The organism is Bradyrhizobium sp. AUGA SZCCT0222 (assembly GCF_018130205.1).
In the GTDB taxonomy this organism is placed as follows: Bacteria; Pseudomonadota; Alphaproteobacteria; order Rhizobiales; family Xanthobacteraceae; genus Bradyrhizobium.
Genome location: NZ_JAFCLX010000027.1, coordinates 14,919 through 32,231, shown reverse-complemented (window position 1 = coordinate 32,231; position 17,313 = coordinate 14,919). Strand labels below are relative to the sequence as shown.

General features: G+C 57.4%; 20 protein-coding genes and 3 pseudogenes. 10 read left to right on the top strand and 13 right to left on the bottom strand.

The window, feature by feature from the left end; translation table 11 throughout:
- Positions 1-20: 20 nt before the first annotated feature.
- From JQ629_RS22665 to JQ629_RS22655, 3 genes are read right to left on the bottom strand one after another with little or no spacing between them, the layout of a single operon-like run.
- Complete coding sequence (locus tag JQ629_RS22665) at positions 21-380, bottom strand: alpha/beta fold hydrolase (RefSeq protein ID WP_212414527.1); 360 nt, start codon at positions 378-380, stop codon at positions 21-23.
- A gap of 53 nt (positions 381-433) precedes the next feature.
- The gene (locus JQ629_RS22660) at positions 434-883 is read right to left on the bottom strand and encodes a hypothetical protein (RefSeq protein ID WP_212414526.1); all 450 of its coding nucleotides are present in this window, start codon (positions 881-883) and stop codon (positions 434-436) included.
- 36 nt (positions 884-919) lie between these two features.
- Entirely contained in the window at positions 920-1,315 is a 396-nt protein-coding gene (locus tag JQ629_RS22655; RefSeq protein ID WP_212414525.1) for a hypothetical protein, read from the bottom strand.
- A gap of 146 nt (positions 1,316-1,461) precedes the next feature.
- Between JQ629_RS22655 and ku the strand changes: the two genes are divergently transcribed.
- The 4 genes and pseudogenes from ku (at position 1,462) to JQ629_RS22640 (ending at position 3,935) form a co-directional block, all read left to right on the top strand.
- Entirely contained in the window at positions 1,462-2,385 is a 924-nt protein-coding gene (gene ku / locus JQ629_RS22650) for a non-homologous end joining protein Ku (protein WP_212414583.1), read from the top strand.
- Between the two features lie 26 nt (positions 2,386-2,411).
- Positions 2,412-2,536: pseudogene (locus JQ629_RS37940) on the top strand (ATP-binding protein); the annotation flags it as partial.
- Between the two features lie 52 nt (positions 2,537-2,588).
- Positions 2,589-3,266, top strand: coding sequence for an HAD family hydrolase (locus JQ629_RS22645; protein ID WP_212414582.1), 678 nt, complete (start codon positions 2,589-2,591; stop codon positions 3,264-3,266).
- 54 nt (positions 3,267-3,320) lie between these two features.
- Complete coding sequence (locus JQ629_RS22640) at positions 3,321-3,935, top strand: cell envelope biogenesis protein TolA (RefSeq protein WP_212414524.1); 615 nt, start codon at positions 3,321-3,323, stop codon at positions 3,933-3,935.
- A 48-nt stretch (positions 3,936-3,983) separates the two neighbouring features.
- Here JQ629_RS22640 and JQ629_RS37215 read toward each other — a convergent pair whose 3' ends face one another.
- On the bottom strand, positions 3,984-4,247 hold the full coding sequence (locus JQ629_RS37215; protein WP_349631308.1) for a hypothetical protein: 264 nt from the start codon (positions 4,245-4,247) through the stop codon (positions 3,984-3,986).
- 1,015 nt (positions 4,248-5,262) lie between these two features.
- The gene (locus JQ629_RS22635; RefSeq protein ID WP_212414523.1) at positions 5,263-5,436 is read right to left on the bottom strand and encodes a hypothetical protein; all 174 of its coding nucleotides are present in this window, start codon (positions 5,434-5,436) and stop codon (positions 5,263-5,265) included.
- A 340-nt stretch (positions 5,437-5,776) separates the two neighbouring features.
- On the opposite strand from JQ629_RS22635, the gene JQ629_RS22630 reads away from it, so the two are divergent.
- Together JQ629_RS22630 and JQ629_RS22625 are read left to right on the top strand one after the other, a co-directional pair.
- Positions 5,777-6,067, top strand: a complete 291-nt coding sequence (locus tag JQ629_RS22630; RefSeq protein WP_212414587.1) for a hypothetical protein — start codon at positions 5,777-5,779, stop codon at positions 6,065-6,067.
- Positions 6,068-6,378: 311 nt separating this feature from the next.
- Positions 6,379-6,921 carry a DUF421 domain-containing protein gene (locus JQ629_RS22625; protein ID WP_249135217.1) on the top strand — a complete coding sequence of 181 codons (543 nt, stop codon included), beginning with the start codon at positions 6,379-6,381 and terminating at the stop codon, positions 6,919-6,921.
- Positions 6,922-6,975: 54 nt separating this feature from the next.
- On the opposite strand, the pseudogene JQ629_RS22620 reads toward JQ629_RS22625, so the two are convergent.
- Positions 6,976-7,179, bottom strand: a pseudogene (locus JQ629_RS22620) (ATP-dependent DNA ligase); the annotation flags it as partial.
- A 321-nt stretch (positions 7,180-7,500) separates the two neighbouring features.
- Between JQ629_RS22620 and JQ629_RS22615 the strand changes: the two are divergent.
- Positions 7,501-7,920, top strand: coding sequence for a ribbon-helix-helix domain-containing protein (locus tag JQ629_RS22615; protein WP_211996179.1), 420 nt, complete (start codon positions 7,501-7,503; stop codon positions 7,918-7,920).
- A 5-nt stretch (positions 7,921-7,925) separates the two neighbouring features.
- The gene (locus JQ629_RS22610; protein WP_212414522.1) at positions 7,926-9,116 is read left to right on the top strand and encodes an extracellular catalytic domain type 1 short-chain-length polyhydroxyalkanoate depolymerase; all 1,191 of its coding nucleotides are present in this window, start codon (positions 7,926-7,928) and stop codon (positions 9,114-9,116) included.
- 424 nt (positions 9,117-9,540) lie between these two features.
- Here the strand turns inward: JQ629_RS22610 and JQ629_RS22605 are convergent, their stop codons facing one another.
- Positions 9,541-10,056, bottom strand: coding sequence for a Phasin protein (locus JQ629_RS22605; RefSeq protein WP_212414521.1), 516 nt, complete (start codon positions 10,054-10,056; stop codon positions 9,541-9,543).
- A 1,070-nt stretch (positions 10,057-11,126) separates the two neighbouring features.
- On the bottom strand, positions 11,127-11,336 hold the full coding sequence (locus JQ629_RS22600; protein ID WP_212270015.1) for a hypothetical protein: 210 nt from the start codon (positions 11,334-11,336) through the stop codon (positions 11,127-11,129).
- A 1,184-nt stretch (positions 11,337-12,520) separates the two neighbouring features.
- Between JQ629_RS22600 and JQ629_RS22595 the strand changes: the two genes are divergently transcribed.
- Positions 12,521-13,000 carry a hypothetical protein gene (locus JQ629_RS22595; protein WP_212414520.1) on the top strand — a complete coding sequence of 160 codons (480 nt, stop codon included), beginning with the start codon at positions 12,521-12,523 and terminating at the stop codon, positions 12,998-13,000.
- A gap of 148 nt (positions 13,001-13,148) precedes the next feature.
- Here JQ629_RS22595 and JQ629_RS37210 read toward each other — a convergent pair whose 3' ends face one another.
- The 4 genes and pseudogenes from JQ629_RS37210 to JQ629_RS22575 all read right to left on the bottom strand — a co-directional run bounded on the left by JQ629_RS37210 (position 13,149) and on the right by JQ629_RS22575 (position 15,565).
- Entirely contained in the window at positions 13,149-13,286 is a 138-nt protein-coding gene (locus tag JQ629_RS37210; RefSeq protein WP_249135216.1) for a hypothetical protein, read from the bottom strand.
- Between the two features lie 181 nt (positions 13,287-13,467).
- Positions 13,468-14,751, bottom strand: coding sequence for a DUF892 family protein (locus JQ629_RS22585; RefSeq protein ID WP_212414518.1), 1,284 nt, complete (start codon positions 14,749-14,751; stop codon positions 13,468-13,470).
- A gap of 2 nt (positions 14,752-14,753) precedes the next feature.
- Positions 14,754-15,250 (bottom strand): annotated as a pseudogene (locus JQ629_RS22580) (ferritin-like domain-containing protein).
- Between the two features lie 132 nt (positions 15,251-15,382).
- Positions 15,383-15,565 (bottom strand): hypothetical protein, encoded by a 183-nt coding sequence (locus tag JQ629_RS22575; RefSeq protein ID WP_212414517.1) that lies wholly within the window; start codon positions 15,563-15,565, stop codon positions 15,383-15,385.
- A gap of 790 nt (positions 15,566-16,355) precedes the next feature.
- Here JQ629_RS22575 and JQ629_RS22570 point away from each other — a divergent pair.
- Positions 16,356-16,571 (top strand): DUF6894 family protein, encoded by a 216-nt coding sequence (locus JQ629_RS22570; protein ID WP_212414516.1) that lies wholly within the window; start codon positions 16,356-16,358, stop codon positions 16,569-16,571.
- Here JQ629_RS22570 and JQ629_RS22565 read toward each other — a convergent pair.
- Positions 16,568-17,296, bottom strand: a complete 729-nt coding sequence (locus tag JQ629_RS22565) for a Crp/Fnr family transcriptional regulator (protein ID WP_212414515.1) — start codon at positions 17,294-17,296, stop codon at positions 16,568-16,570. The genes JQ629_RS22570 and JQ629_RS22565 overlap by 4 nt on opposite strands.
- Positions 17,297-17,313: the final 17 nt, after the last annotated feature.

Below are 17,313 nucleotides of genomic sequence, written 5' to 3'. Positions count from 1 at the left end.
CCGGCCTTAGGTCCAGCTATTCAGGCGGCAAGTTCAGTCGATTGGCCCGCGACTTCCTTGATCGCTGACATCACCTGATCGGTGGCAGTCTGTTGGATCATGTTGCCGTTCGCCGCGACTTTCTGAAACTTGCTCTGGGGAACGCCGGAGTGCAGGCGGGCTGACTGAGTGTCGATATCGATGAGCTTGTCTTGCTCGCCAGCAATGATGACAACTGGCATTTTCAGGTCAGCATACTGATTGCGCAGCATGAACGCGTCCGGGATCATTAGCGCCGACTCCGCGGCAGAAGCCCTTATCTGAGATGGCCGGAGTGCCATTTCCTTCGGAAATGCTTCAAACTTCTTCGGTACGGATCTTGGACCAAAGATCTTCGCCATCATCAGCGGCCAGATGGCTCGGCTCAGTAGTGCGCCGAATAGAGATTGTTCGTTTAAGCTTCGGTTCTGGGATGGCGCGGCTGCCAGCTAAGTTGGAGCAAGGTCGCCGAGGGGCGGCGCCCGATCTTGGTGCACCTGCGGCAGCGCAGCCGACTTGCGAGATCGTGCACGAAAGTGGTCGGCGGGTGTCTAAGAGCTGCCAGGTCGACATCGTTCGGCGTGTTGCACCTTGAGCACCGGATTTCCAGCCAGGGAAAGCCGCCATTGATAGCTTGGTCGATGGTGGGTGACGGATCGATCGGCTCGCCATCGCTCCACATCCTTTCGTTCCAGCTTTCGCAGAGCAACCTGTCGGCCTGTTGAATCAGCGCAGCGCCCTTGGAACGCATTTCCAATGACTGCGCAGCCAGGATACCCGTCATCGCGCGCGCCTTGCCGAGCTCCTTTATCAAAGCCTTTCGGTGACTCCCCGAAAGCGGCGTGGGGTGGTGTTTCGGCGCCATTCGGAGATCCAAGTGCAGACTAAATTGGGTGAAAGGCTAAGTCGCATCGAACGCCGGCCAGCAGCCGTCTTCTTCAAGCCGGCCGGTGCGCTGTTGGCAGATGTTGTCCAGCAGCCGCTGCGCGACATGCTTCCAGACCGCGTTGCCGCCATAAAATCGGACCGCATCGGCGGTCTGGATTTCCACAGTCCGGTCGCAACGTCGGCAGAAGACGCGCAGGACGTGGCGCTGGATTTCCGAGAGATGTCGTTGCGCCAATCGAAGCCCATTTGTCCCTGCTCGAGGATCGTTGAGGATCACATCCCAATATTCGGCAGGGGTCGCAGGGTCAGGAGCCGCACCGTGGCTCGCTGCTTTCCGGACCGCCTCTGCGGCCAGTTTTTCCAGCTGTTTCGGGGTAGGCATGCGCCAGCTCGCAGGTCGGTCGATCATCCCTGAACTAGAACATAAAGAGAACGAAAGTCGAGTCCGCTTGTGCTGGGGTCTGAGAAAAAATCATCTTCTTGGGAAGCCACCCTGTCGGAACCAAGGCTGCCCGTTCGTCTTGAACCCAGCAACAGTATTTGGAGTTCCCAGCCATGGCCCCCCGCGCTAACTGGAAAGGCTTCCTGCGTCTTTCCCTCGTCACCTGTCCGGTAGCGCTCTATCCCGCCACGTCGGAATCCGAAAAGGTCTCCTTCAACCAGCTCAACCGAAAGACGGGCCACCGGATCAAGTACGCGAAGGTGGACGCAGACACGGGTGAGGAAGTTGAAAACGAAGACATCATCAAGGGCTACAAGGTCGATACCGATACGTACATCGAGGTGACCAAGGAGGAGCTCGAGAATGTCGCGCTGGAATCGACGCGAACCATCGAGATCGACGAGTTCGTCGACCGCAGCGAGATCGATCCGCGATATCTGATCCGTCCCTACTACTTGGTACCCGACGGTAAAGTCGGCCACGACGCCTTCGCCGTCATTCGCGAAACCATCCGCGAGATGAACAAGGTCGCGATAGGTCGCGTGGTGCTAACCAATCGGGAGCACATCATCGCCCTCGATCCGCTGGACAAGGGCTTGATGGGAACGTTGCTGCGCTATCCCTACGAAGTCCGGTCGGAGAAAGAGTATTTCGACGATATTCAGGACGTCAAAGTTACCAAGGACATGCTTGATCTCGCCAAGCACATCGTCAATCAGAAGGCGGGTCACTTCGAGCCAGACAAGTTCGAAGACCAGTATGAAACGGCCCTCATTGACCTCATCAACCAGAAGCGCGCCGGCAAACCCATCACTGCGAAAGAGCGTCCCCGTGGGGAGAACGTCGTCGACCTGATGGACGCGCTACGCAAGAGTATTGGCGGCGCACAGGCTTCAAAGGACTCCAAGCCGGCCAAAAAGCCACGCAAGGTCGCAAGCGGTCAGAAGGAAATGCTCATGCCGATCGCCGGCAAGAAGTCGGCGAAGGAAGCTGCGGCGAAGAAGCCGTCGGCGAAACCGCAGCGTAAGTCAGCCTAGACCCGGCTTTTGGCCATGAAGCCATCGTCAAGGTACTGTTCACCACTGGCTACACGCGGAACGCCATCGTCCACAATGCCGGTACACATCTTTGCCGAAGCCGTTCAGCATAGAGGACTTGGCGGCCAAAGTGCGGTTCATAATAACGGATACTGAGCGGGTAACTTGCCGTGCCACAGGAAGCGAACTCGCTCGCTTCGACTATGGAGGATTGCAAGTTGTCGAAAGCCGCTATCTTCGACCTGGACGGCACGCTTCTGGACTCGGTCGATCTCCACGCGCTCGCATGGCAGGAAGCCATGCTTAGGTTCGGCCATGATGTGAGTTTCGAGCAAGCTCGGAGCCAAATAGGCAAGGGAGGGGACAAGCTCATTCCCGTCTTCCTGTCCGCTGATGAACAACGGGACCACGGCAAAGAATTGGAAGAGTGGCGCGGCAATCGTTTCAAGACCGAGTATCTGCCGCTTGTACGTCCCTTTTCGGCGGTCCCGGACTTGCTACGACGCGTGCGCTACGCTGGACTTCGGATTGCCGTCGCCTCTTCCGCTAAGAAGGATGAAGTCGAGAAATATCTTGAAATCGCTGGCATTACCGAACTGGTGGAGGTGACGACGTCGTCTGACGACGTCGAGGAATCGAAACCTGCGCCGGACATCTTCGAGGTAGTTCTAGAGAAGCTCGGGATCCAAGGCGTTGAGGCCGTCGCGATCGGCGACACGCCCTACGACGTGATCGCTGCGGGGAAGGCGAAGATCTCAACCATCGGCGTGCTGTGCGGCGGGTTCACGGAGGGTTCGCTGCGGCGGGCCGGGGCGGCCGAGATCCATCATGGTCCGGCCTCGCTGTTCGCTTGTTTCGCAAATTCGCTACTTGCGAGATAACGATAAGGCTGACCATGGCAGTGGCCAGTGGAAGGTGCGGGGAAGCATTGGTTTATGGCGAGAAAACTGAAAACCTATCAGACTTCGCTGGGCTTTTTCGATCTGGCAATTGCCGCGCCGTCGATGAAAGCGGCTCTGGAAGCGTGGGGCGCCGACAGCAATCTCTTCCACCAGGGCGCGGCGAAGGAAACTGACGATCCGGACGTACTCTCGGCGACCATGGCGAAGCCGGGCGTCGTTCTCAGGCGGCCTGTCGGCTCCGACGGACCCTTTGGCGAGCATGCTGAACTACCCACCAATTTGGGTGACGGCGAAAGACCGAAGACTGTCCGCAAGTCGAAAAGCCACAAAGTGAAGAAGCCTTCCCCGCGTACGGTCGACAAGGCGACGGAGCGCAAGGGCTTAGTTGCCTTCGAAATGGAACAGAAGCGACGCGAGCGTGAACGGGCGAGGGAAGAGGCTGCCAAACAGAAGGAGCGCGAACGCCGGCGAGGGGCCGTTGATAAGGCGCAAGCGGCGCTGGACGCGGCCGAGCGGGAGCATGAGGAGAAAGTTGCGGCCATCCAGGCCGAGGCGGCCGCTCTCGAGAAGAGATCGCGAACCGAAAACGTCCGCTGGGATAAGGAGAGGGAGCGATTGGAAGCTGCGCTGCAGCGCGCGCGTGGTTAGGCACCCAAGATTGCTTCAAACAATCGACGTAGCGGCGGGCGACCGGCATCATTCTGGCAGGCACTCGGGGCACGTATCTCCTATCGAATCGAGAACTTGTGCGACGGCTCCAGCAGCCACCTGCGGTGATACTCCTGGCGGCGGACTTTTGCGGGCGATTTCGAGCGCGCGCTCGCGGGCATCCGGATCGGCGCCGTCCTGCATCCATCCGTGCTCTCCGCACTCTCGAATGGCGCCGACTTCCTGCAGGACTTCGATAGCCCATCCCTGAAGTGTGCGGCTCGGTGGCCTTGGCGTGTGAGTCATCAGCACCGGAAAATCTCCCTCGTCAGGGATGAATCCTCAGATCATCCAGTTGTTCCGGTTCGTGACTGTAATGGGAATGCAGGATTAGGCTGGATTGGCGTCACATGTGTTATCCAAGAAGCGTTTGTTGTCCGGTCCCCGTGCCCACTTCGCCGCGAGACCGATCCTGTTCCTGAATTGCGTCGCACTGCGAATCGGGTCGGCCTTCACCACGATGTCGCCTTTGCGTCCTGCGGAATTTGTCTGAAAACTTTCGCTGACTTTGATGTCGCGCGAGTCCTTGAAACGGCCCAGGGAACGATTCAGTTTTTGGCAACTTGGTACGCGCTCGCCCGGCGATCAGCCCCCAAGGCCGCCGGGCCGAACAAAGCGGCCCAATGTCTCATCCCGAGACTGGGGCCGTTTCTTTTATTCGCTAACTGAGCGACGCGGCGATTCCCAACGCGAGCTTGCAGAAACGTTACAGAAGCCTCGCAAGGCGGCCCTGGATTGCGCGCTCCAGGGGCCGAGCTTTTGGAGGGCCCGACGCACGACGTTGCCGGACGACATACGCCGGGCCACCAGACCATGGGAATCCCCCTCGGAATGGCCGCATTGATTTGCCGGGAGTTTTTGGCAAGATTTTAGCCGTGAAAAGGAACAGAAAATTCTTCGTGGCACAAACTGCACATGCGACAGTCAGCCATCGAAAGTACGCTACCCGACACCAGCCCAGGTGCGTGCCGTGAAAGACCTGACACATCCGATCCCCGTTATCTTGGTTAGCTCAACCAACGGACTTGCGGCAACGATGGGATAAGCTAAGAGGGGTTGATTGTCCGGTTTGCGAAGGAATCAGATTGGTGTGCGAGAACCACCCACATGTGGCTTGGTTCCTTTCAAGGTTGCCAGTGCGGTGCCGGAATGCCATGCCGGTGCATCCGGGTGGCGGTTGAACAGCCTACAGGGCAACCACATGCAGATAGAGCGCCAGTAAAATCAGAGCACTGATCGCGATTATCGCGAGGAAGAAGCGGCTCATCTACTTTTCACGTCGGACGCCTTTGAATTTCATGGCGGTCTTCTTGACGGCCATGAACTGCCCGCCCTTCTTGTTGCGCTTGGTCGATGTCTTTGTAAGTGGATTTTTTAACTGAGTGCGCTTCTTGACTGCGCCTTTACGAGCGTTGTCGCCTTTGGGTTTGTTAACGGCCATGGTGCCTCCAAAAGACACCAAGTTCTGAATCGAGAGGTTTGTTCCCCGCGGGCAACATGAAGGCGATTGAATAAGTGCACTCGCCGGAAACGAGTTAGTTGTCAGCGCGTACCGATGCGTTGATGTCGCGGGCAGAAACCGGAAAAATGCTCCGCGTCCAACATCCCCGTTGCGTCCGGTTGTCACCCGGCGGTGCGTGGTCTAACGCTGCTCCAGACTGTTGGTTGCAAATTCACCGCCTAGTGCTGAAGACAACGTTTGGAGGTGCCAGCGCTTAAGACGCGTACAGGAACGTTCGACGTCGTCGGGGATTTAGACTCCCTAAACGGAGGATTTGCAGATGGGGATTTTGCCTCGCGGCGTAGCGGCTACCTACCTATCCGGCACAGCCACAGGCATCATCGGGTCGCTTTTGTTGCTTTGCTTACCGGAAGGTGCCGCGGCCCAAGGACTACCGGTTGAGACAGGATCGCATCTTCCGGTCGCGCTATGGCTTGGCGGTGCTGTTGTTTTGGGCATTGCCATCGCTTATGGAATCTTGCGCACCCGCAGCCGCACCAGCGCGGAAAAGCGAATGACCGATCAGGCGACAAAAGACCTTTATGTGAAAGAGAACCGCGACGCCAACTAGCAAGGCTGGGGCATCTCACAAACCGCGTCGGTTGATGCGATGACGCGAACAAGAACCACCTTGGACCGATGAGGATGACCGCCGACTCCTGGTACTGGAAGCAGGCGGCCGCTCTGCTGCTTCGATTTCCTCTGATCGTCGTCAATCACCGTACAACGCTCGAAAGATTTGGATCAGTTGATGTTAAGCAACCCTTTGAACGAGCTTCGATAGCAACGCGTGCGGTCGACCGGACAGGGTCGATCTCTTGAGATTTGATTTTGCGGTCCATGGGGACGAAGGCTGGCAACAGGCTCTAATGCGAGGAAAACTTGGACAAATTACTGTTAATCGAATGGGCGGAGCTGATAATTCCGACCCATTCCGTTGCGGAGATGATGTTGAGGGGCACGGTGATGTACCTGTCGCTTTTCATTATCTTACGGTTTGTGATGGTGCGTCAGACCTCAACAATTGGGATTGCCGACATACTTGTTATTGTCGTGATAGCCGACGCTGGACAAAACGGATTTGCCAAAGAATATAAGTCTATTACAGAGGGTGTAGTTCTGGTCCTCACTATCGTATTCTGGAACCTGTTCCTTAATTGGATCAGCTACCGCTTCAAAATATTTGAGCGGCTTTTATCTCCCCCGCCGCTTCCGCTTATAAAAAATGGCAAGATGAATCGCCGTAATATGCGCCAGGAGTTTATCACCGAAGAAGAGCTAAGGGGTCAGTTGCGACAACAAGGAGTTTCTGAACTCGCCGAGGTTCGAGAGGCTTGTCTGGAGGCAAACGGAGAATTGAGTGTGATCAAATCAGATTCAAAGGAAAGCTCGAAACATCCGAAATCAAGGGCAAAACCCGGTTGAATCATGCGATCGATATTTGCCACGCCGCGGGGATCGAAATGGATAGCCCGGCGGCGCTTTACGCTCGATCAGCGGCAATTTTCGCAGGTCGTAGCCATTGAGATAGAGCAAGTCGAAGGCAACCATCACGATGCGCGTCGACTTGCCCTTCACTTCGTTTTGCAGGACCGAAAAATCCGTGGTGCCGTCGGCGGCCGGAACGACGATTTCGCCGTCGATGATCGCGGATCCGGCGCTAATGTGCCAGGCGTCGTCGGCGAAGGGACGACGATAAAGCTTTATATGCCGCGCGCGCACGTGAGCGAGTCCCAGCCCATCCATAGTTCCGGGCATATCGACGGAAGGCGAGTCCGTCTGGAAAAGCGGATCTTCCGGACACAACCGCTTATGGCTCGCAGAGCAGACCAATCTTGAGTCAGACAGCGGACTGCGAGCCACAAATGCGGCCGTCACCGCAATGCCCAAACCATTGCCGATGGTCGGGGGCGACGGCGCACAATCATTCAGCCGGCGCGCCCTTGAATACCGGCTCTCACCATCCATATACCATCCATAGAGATGGTATATGGATGGTGAGAAATGCCCCCTAATGTCCACGAACTGCGACCAAAGCCTGCCGAGACCGAAAAAATCACGATCAATCTCGGGTATGTCGATCTTGGGCACGTGGATTTGATGGTGCAGGAAGGTTTCTATTCGAACCGCACTGATTTTATCCGAACAGCGATCCGTAACCAACTCGAACGGCACGCAGACGTAGTCAAACAGTCCGCGGCCCGAAAAAGCCTGGAGCTCGGTCTGAGGAATTACAGCCGAGCGGATCTCGAAGCGGCGCGGCGGGCCGGCGAGATGGTGCACATCAATGTTCTGGGCCTTGCCAGCATCGCCCAAGACGTCACTGCCGATCTCGCCCGCGCCACCATTGGCTCAGTCTCCGTGCTCGGAGCTTTGCACGCCAGTCCGGCGGTCAAGGCCGCTCTCGCCGACAGAATAGGGTAAATTCGATGCTGGATCAGGACACGATTCGCGAAGCCACACGGCTGACGCATGCGGGCCAACTCGCGGAGGCCACGGCGCTACTTCAGCGTATGTTCGGCGGCAAACGCACGCCGGACGCGATATGGCGCACGGTGGGGCGCATCCCTCTTACAGGCCGCGAGCCGCTTACCATCGATGCGAAGGTCAATGACGTCGAAGAGACCGATAGCGCGCACTTGGCGCGGGCCCCTTCCGCTCCACCGCGCGGGCTTCGGCCGTTACTCGATCGAGCAAAGGATGGCTCCTGGCTCGGAATGCGAGGCGTGAAGCGCACCCCGCCGTCGACATCGGAAATCGCGCCGGACGGGACGAATTTCATCGAAGCCGCTTACAGCAATCCGGCGGGAAGCCGAGCTTACAAGCTCTTCGTCCCTAGTGGCTATCAGGGGCAGCCGATTCCCTTGGTCGTGATGCTTCACGGCTGCACCCAGTCGCCGGATGATTTCGCTGCCGGTACGAGAATGAACTTCATCGCAGAAGAACAAACCTGTTTCGTGGTCTATCCGGCCCAGCGCAGCGACGCCAACCAATCGAAGTGCTGGAACTGGTTTCGCGCAGGCGACCAGCAACGCGGCGGCGGTGAGCCCTCGCTTATCGCGGGCATTACCCGCCAGGTCATGCGCGATTATTCGGTCGATCCAAAACGCGTCTATGTCGCCGGACTGTCGGCCGGAGGGGCCGCTGCAGCTATCATGGGAGCAACGTACAGCGATCTGTATGCGGCGGTAGGGATCCATTCCGGCCTCGCCTGCGGGGCCGCTACTGACATGCCCTCCGCATTTGCCGCGATGCGGCAAGGCGGCGGATCCGGTCGCAGGGGCATTTCCGGCAACGGGCCGTCTGTACCGGCAGTTATTTTTCACGGTGACCGCGACACCACCGTGCATCCAAACAATGGCGGTCAAGTTCTTGAACAGGCCATAGGTACAACGAGCACGCAAAAAACGGTGCATCGCGGGCAGATACCTGGAGGGCATGAGTACACCCGCACGACCCACACCGACGCGGGCGGACGCGAAATCCTGGAGTATTGGAATATCCATGGCGCTGCCCACGCTTGGTCGGGCGGTAGTCCTGCGGGCTCGTACACCGATCCGCGGGGACCGGACGCAACGAGGGAAATATTGCGTTTTTTCCTCGGGCATTCGCTTCCTTGACGACCAGCGACGAGCGGCCTTTCGGCAATTGATATTAAGACGACTACCCTCATGTGAAGCATTGCGGCCAGCTAAAGCCGGCGGCCAATCTGCATTGATCCTCATTTTAAATGAGACTGCGATGTACAGTATCAAGCATGCATTCGGCCCGGAGGGCGGTAGGATAAGGGTGCGCCTGGTAGGGTATCGGCAATGGTGAGGTGCCTCGCTTGCACGTCAGATCGGCGGCGCAGTGGATCACGAAAGCAGCGATAGGGGGAGGGCAACCTCGCTCACGTTTCCATTGATGACGTGAGTTCAAAGCATCATTCGCAACGCGATTACGCGATTGACTGCCACATCATTAATCGAACATCCACCGTCCTCTACTTATATGTCCGTAAAGATGGAAGTGTCGCTGCTCGGATAAGTGGCCTTTGGGACTTCATCGCTTAATACTTAGTTCAACCATTTCATTCGAGAACTTGCGGAACATTGCGATCCGCTCTTTTGTGAGCTCTTCAATTACGCGGATTAACTGAAAGGGCGACCTGATCGACGCAAGCCTCGGTCCGAATTCAAGCGCAAATTGCATGTTGGCTTGTGCCATTTCCAACAGCTTTACTTGATACGCCCGCGCTGTTGCCGTGGCTGAAGAAAAATCAAAACCTTTCTTTAATTCCGTTTCGCTCATGATCTGTTTGACGGAGTCCTGCAGTGCCATCGCCGGACTCTCAAGAATGGCAGCCGTTTGTTTCGGGGCATGACCCTTGGGGGACAATCTAATCGGGTCGGCTGCAACCGAGCGCACGCGGCTGGGTTTAGAGCTTCTAATAACAGCCGAATTGGCCCGTTGGGCCTTCGCGGTTACTTTCGAACTGCGGGCGGGCTTTGACGCCGTTGGCGCTTTACGTTTGGTCATTTCAGCACTCCAAAGATTATTATTGACCAAAACGGTCATGATTGAAGAGCCAACATGCTGAGCAGTTCAACGTTCCATCGAATTACAGTGCGACGCGGATTAATGCCCACCCGTTGAGGTGTTTTGACCAGTATATCGGTTTCCGGATATGCCAGATTGTCCAGTGCATCGCGGCAGGTAATCCTTCCACGCTACCTCGAAGCTGGAGGCTTAGGATCAGATAGCCCCATGCGTCTCCGGGTGAAGATGCATTAAAGCCAAGTTTGGCTGGTCGCCATCCTATCAGCGCTGTTCAAATCTGCGATGCTTATCGCCGGTGCGTGCCGTCGAGAAGGTGGTCGCCGCGGCGGAGTAGGAAGCTCGGCAGTGCCTGGAACATCATCCCGTAATTGAGGTTTGATCTAACGACCATCGGCGCGCTGCGCGGATCGTGAGGAAGTAGTTTGATGTCGAGTGGCTGGGCTGTCAATGTGAAGGAGAGCCCGTCGGATGACTTTGAGTCTTCCAAAACCTACTACGCCCGCGTTGCGGACAGGCACCATGCCGCAGAGGCCGTTCGGCGCCATCTTGCGGCGGCGCGGGGCAACACAATTGAAGCGCGGGTGCCCATACAGTCCACTGTATTCGATGCCCTTGGCATTCCCGACGGCGAGGTTGTTCTGAAGACTCGGGTCAGCACCCGGGGTAATTGAAGTGTGATCGGCCGTCGCAAGGAAGTAAATGCGGGCGCAGCTTAGAGGCCGCCTGCGGCTTCGAATTTTAAAACTACGGTCTAAATCCCTTGGCGCGCGGTAAGGCGTTCCCTCTTTGCAATTGCCGTTTCTGTTCCGGACTACCCCCTTCGGGGGACGAACAGACCGCGGCAAGAACGCGGCGCTGGCGTGGACCAAAAAGGGCCACCTAAAAAGTTAAAAGGGACCAACGACTAAGTGGATAATGAAAAGTCAGGGCCCGTAGTCTTACCCGGCACAAAGCCCGGAAAATTTTGGACATTTTCACAGCAATCTCCGGACCGGGACGCCGAGGCCGTGACGCGCGGGGGGATGGAAGGCGCCCGCGCCACCGCCACAACACCTTCTCTCATAAGCGGGTAAAGTCCGGCCAATGCGTCATCGCGAGATCGGGGTGATAAAATCACGGTGCAGGCAAGTTGGTCTGTTGGCACCATCGAACAGAACGGTGACGCCTGTATTGCTTCGGAAAACCTCGACCACGATCCCAGTCTTGCCGGCCAGCGAGCGGCATCGAGTGGCTCCGAGTTCACTCATCTTGAAGCGAGCGCCGACCACCAGCCTGCTAAATTCTTGCGTGTCACTCACAATGCACTCCGTGACAAAAAACCACTTAGAATGACGTTTGAACTTCTATCTCGGCTCAGGTTCCAATGAGGGCGTAAGCTCTGGAGCGCGGAAGTACTCCAAAGTAGTTCGGGGAACGATCCAACCAAGTTGCGTTAACTTTACTCGCCGTTGGCGTTTTTTTTCAGCGTTGCGGTTGGAATGGGCGGCCCCCAGCGCAGCCTCCCGGCCCCTGATAGGGCCGCATTTCTGCGGCTCGCGAAATGAAAAAGGCCGCCAAACTGAGGCGGCCAAACTAGCGATTGGAGCCAGAGGACAGCAGGAACTCGCTCATATCAAGTGCCGTTTCAATCTGGCGAAGCTTCTGGACTAATTCGTCCCGCTCGCTGCATGGCGCAAGCGTCTCCACATCTGACCGGACCCGTCGTGCCAAATTAATCAGGCGTTCTTCAAGTGTCGTGCTGGGGCTGACAAGGCGGCGCCGCACAGCCTCACTCCGGGGCTTTGAGGGTGCTGGATTGCCAGCCCGACTTATCCGACATCGGATCTCGCGCGACGGTGCGCGTCATCGTGTGATTGCAATTGGCGCACTCAAAGGTCCGGCTGTCATCGCGGTCAGACGCTGGGCTGATCATGGTCAGCATCATTCGTTTGGAACATTGGGGGCAGCGGGGCCGCTCAAATGGGATCAGCGACGGTTCAGGACGGGTATGAGGTTGGGGCATGTGATGCATCCCTTTTGGTCAGGCGGGAGCGCAACACTCTCAGTCACCGATGGAAGCCGAAGGCGGAGCGGTGATCGGGATAATCTGGCATGTCCGGCAGCCGACGTAGTGGTCAAAATTGCTCACACCGGAACAGTTAATGGAGGAACTAGCGGGCAGGCACGCATGGGCACACACCGAACCAGCCGGTGCTCAAACCCGCGGCTTTGCCAGGCCCGTCGTTTCTGTTCCGCCGGACCTGGAGCCAAATGTGGTCAAGCTCGTCGACCATCAGGACGCCGGCGCGCCGCTGCTTGACTATATTCGGGTCGCGCAGGCCGTCGCCGTGGGTCGCGACGTTTAACATCAACAGTATCAATAAGCGACGCCTGCCTAACATCCTCTATAGGCTGCAGTCAGCGCGTCCCGAATAGCTACCTTTGAGGTGAACCAATCCATCAGGAAATCGTTACTGGTGGCCACTTCACCGGAGGAAAATACATGCGCGTTGTTGTCCTCGCCAGCCTCTTATTGGCCTCATCGAGCCTGCCCTCCTTTGCCCAGGGCGAAGGGAAGCCGCCGATTTCGTCGCCGCAAAGCGTGCCTACTCAACCCGCCCCATCCGACCAGAATGCCCAGCAACCGCGAGATCAACGCACCGACCGGGCCCAACCCAAGATCGAGGAGCGGGAAATGGGTCGGGACTGGCGGACGCGCCGGGGTGACGGCGACCGTATGAGCCGCGATGACCGTGAAATGGGTCCGGAAGTGCGACGCAGTGACCGCGAAGAATATCGCGAGCTCGACATGGATCGGCGTCGATACAGCGATCGAAACGACCGCGACAATCGAGGTTGGGACCGTGCGGACCGACACCGGGACTATCCAAGCTACGACGATGATCGCCCTCGGAGGCGCGTGAAGATCTGCATCGAATACGACAACGGCGATGAGTACTGCCGCTATCGGCAAGGACCCTGAGGCGGTTCATATCGAACGATGAAAGTTGCTGTTGCTTTGGCGGCTCGCAGTTACCAGTGAGCCATCAACAGGACGAAACGACCGGCCTCGATTCACAGCTCTCAGCGGGCCTCGCCGAAATTAGAGCCCGACTCGTCAACCATGCGCTTCACAGCGATCTTTTCGGCTGGCTGATCGGAGGTTGGCGGCGAACGAGCCGCACCGTTTCAACTGCCTGGCAAATAGCGCACCGGTAGTGAATGAGATCGTTGCCGTTTTCGTCCGGGTCGGCCTTCTCGATCTTCATCGTCTGCATGCAAATAGTGCAGGTCATCAAATCCAGCAGTGGGCTACGATCGTCGTTCAGGGGAGGACGATGATTTCTCATTTGCGTGCTGTGACGGCTTGCACCTGTTTCGCTCCTCGAACTCGGTTACCACGCACGAAAGGCGGCCGGCGCGCTTGCATGGCGCGCCGGCCGGCAGTCCTTATTCGACTTCGATACGCTCGACGGCCGCCGGCATCTGGGCAACCGACATCAAGCTCCGGGCCACCTGATTCAGCAGTTGATCGGAGTTTTCTTCCTCTGCCAGTGACTTTGACAACAATTCCACCACGGCGCTGTGGCGCAGTTGCTGTGCCAGGTTTTTGGCGGTCGTGTATCCGGAAATCTCGTAGTGCTCGACCCGCTGCGCCGATCCGATGAGCGCGAGATCGGCAAGCGCGTCTTCTTTGTCCGCACCTTGCTCCATGACTTCCTGGCCTTCCTCCACCAGACCCATCATGCCCTTGCACGTCTTGGCCCGGGCGGTCTCGCCGAGCAGCGAGAAACATTCGTTGAGCCGCTCGACCTGCTCCTCGGTTTCTATCAGATGCTGTTCGAAAAGCTCTCTCAGGCGATCAAACCGCGCCGCCTTTGCCATTTTGGGCAGTGCCTTGGTCAACTGCTTCTCCGCGTGCAGGATGTCCCGCAGTTCGTCGACCAGAAGTTCAGCCATGCCCTCAGGCGCGAGGGGAGGCGAACTCTCTGTCTTGATCGGTTGCGTGCCATTGATGCCGGACTCGGACTGCGAGAAGGCGGGCGACTCCACGAATTCCCATTCGCCGCCCTGGTTCCATGGACCACGCGTATCGATCTCGCCTTCATCGCCGGCCCCCGTGGAATCGTTGAAGAACTGGTTCACCAGCCCTGGCGTCGGGGCGAGCCTGCCGATGCTGAACGCCGGCTTCTTCATGCTTTCCAAGGCTGCGGCAAAAGCCTTCATGTGGGTGATCTCCCGGGTCATGAGAAACTGAAGCGCGTCCTTGGTGCCGGCGTCGTCGCAAAAATTGATGAGCCGCTCATAGACGATCTTGGCCCTGGCTTCCGCCGCGATGTTGCTGCGCAGGTCGACGTCGAGTTCGCCGGTGATCTTGAGGTAGTCCGCGGTCCACGGATTGCCTTGCGAGTTGAACAGATTAACGCCGCCACCTCCGGCGATCGCAATCAGCGGGTCGGTCTCTGCCGCCTGCCGGTCGAACTTCGAGGGCTTGAGGTGCATGCGTGCCAGACAACCGACGATTTCGAGGTGACTGAGCTCCTCGGTCCCGATATCCATCAGGAGATCCTTGCGGTCAGGGTCTTCGCAATTCAATCCCTGGATGGAGTATTGCATGGCAGCAGCCAGCTCGCCGTTGGCACCGCCAAACTGCTCCAGTAGCATGTTGCCGAATCGAACGTCCGGCTCGTCGACGCGCACGGTGAACATCAGTTTCTTGACGTGATGGTACATGATTATGCCGCCTTCTGTTCGATCGCGAGATACTGTTGGGTCACCTTTGCAACGTTGGCATCGATCCAGGCCGCCATTCGCTCCTCTTCCTTGAGGTTCTGCTCCAGCAGCGACCGGGAGCTGCCTTGACCAGCGCTGTCGCATAGGGTCAGGAGCGATTTATATGCGGCGATCTCGAAATGCTCAAAAGCGTTGTTGGCAAAGGTGTTCTTGAGAATTTCGTCTCCAGCCATTGCATGGGTCATTGCCATCATGTTGGCCATCACGGATTGCGCAGTGTCCTTGAGGGTGGAATTGCTTTCACCGCACGCTTCCAGGCATTGCTCAAGACGACTGAGCTGGTTGTTGGTTTCTGCCAGATGTTCCTTCACCGCGCCCTTACCTCAGGATAGTCGGTCAGTCGTTCCGATTGACGCTCCATCAGTTCTCTCGCCTGTACTTCCATCGCGTGCGCATTGCGCAGGCCGACGACGTATACGTCCTTTGCTGTGGTGGTCATTACCGTCTCCATTGTTCGTGACCGTCCAACTAGACTCGCCACTCATCGTTCCTATTGTCCGCGCGCTTCTTTAGGAACGAAGATGATCCTTGTACCCGCTCATCCCACACGCGGTACTGGTGCGCCTCGGCATTAGGTAAGCCGCGTCGCATTAGCTGCCACTTGCTTGCGATAGAAGTCGATGACCTCGCCCGTGGTCTCGCCACCCATCAGCATCGCGCTAGCTTCCACTGCGGCATCGATCTTTTCGGAGACCATCAGTTGCGTCTCTTTCCCAGCGTGCACGCCGCCGGTGGCGATCTTCCATAGGCGCATGTCGATGACGTTCTGAGCTTCGCCGCTAACATGAGGGCCGAATAGAAGGGGTAAAATAGCATCTCGCTGTCTCCTCACAGCGGGCGCGCTGCAATTGCCCAACAGTCTTGCAACTCAATGGTTGCTAAGTGCGGATCGGAAGGGCCGACTAGCGTCGCTGGTGGTCCGTTGGCCGGCTGTGTACACTTCTGTACTGACTTGCCTTACCCGCGCACCAGCAATGCGCTACTTTGGGGTCGAAGTCGCGATCCGACGCGCGTCTTGCGATGGCTCGAGGATGTGGCCATCAACCAGCAGCTCAGTTCGCCGTTTGGCTTCCTCATCATTGTTGCAAAAAGCGATTGCGGATATGGCCGGCGTCGCTCACGACGTAGGCGCAATACCTCCCGAGCCATGGCATCAGGTGGGTCGCTGTAGTCCAGGCGACTTTAGCCAATCACTCATGTGAGAAGCCGCGTCAGCCTGCCGAGCCCGCTTGAGAAGAAGTTCCCGGGCCAAACCCGGCGGAGCGTTCTCTGCGGCTTTCCTGAAGCGTTCAGCTTCCTCGGCTAGTCGTTCTTCAAAAGTCTGAGTGTGCTTGAAACGTCGGCGTTGCTGCGGCATCGCGCTGGTCTTCTTCCGTTGGAGGGAGGCGGGAGCACAATTGGCGCGCTCATCACCGATAGATGCCTAAGGCCTCGCGGTGGTGATTGAAGCTTAGTCTTTGCGTCTCGAAACTCTATAACAAGGGTTAACGTCCGGGATTTTGTTGCGATAGGAACAACGCAGCCCCCCGTCTGTTCGGATTGGCATGACGCGCTATTCCTTTCAAATTACGAACGGCCAGACGTTTCTGCACTCGCAGGATCTGGCGAGTGACGCGGTGGCATGGCGGGAAGCCATTCTCACCGTGAGGGACATCGAATCATCACTCTCGTCTGAAGGCGGAGAATGGTCGCTTGAAGTCAGACGGGAAGAAAAACCGATTTTCAGGATCGATGTTTCCGCCCATAAGGTGGAATCTTAAATCTCTGGATGCAGGTGCAGGTAAGTCGGGTCAAATTGAGCCAATGCCTCCAGTTTCTGGGGATCTAGAAGGCGAAAGTTCGTTCTTTGAACCTCGATCAACCCCTCTTTTCTGAGATGTTGCAGAACCCGGTTGATGTGCACGGTCGAAAGACCAAGGCAATCGCCTAGATCGGCTTGGGTAACCGGCAGCTCAAATTCCCACTCCCGCGCACGACCGACAGCGTCAAGCCTTCGATGAAGCTCGAGAAGCAGATGCGCCATTCGCGCATCCGCAGATCTGCGGCCCAGACTCAGGAGCCACTCTCTGAATATCGCAGCATCGATCAGCGTTTCTCGCCAGAGGGCGGCAGCAACGTTGGGGCGCTCCTTGTTCAGGGCATTCACCGCGGTATGAGGAATAAACCCGAGAGTGCAGGGCGTTAGCGTCGTAAGATCGTGATCCATGACCTTCAGATGAAGGCTTTGGAGATCCGGAACCTCGCCAGGAATATGAAGGGAAAGAACCTGCCGCTGGCCTTCGACGGTCGTTTTCGAGCGAAAGGCAAAACCGTCCCCGATCAAACAGCACTCGTGGGGACGCTGACCGTCGGACACGATGGCTTCCCTCGACTTGAACTCGCGTTGGTGTATGGGCAGCCGTCGGAGCGCCTCGATGTCTTCCTCATCGAGAAAGTTGGAGACGGTGAGTTTTGTTATCAACGCAGCCGCTAGATGTGCCGTCATCGACCGTCCTTGTCAGG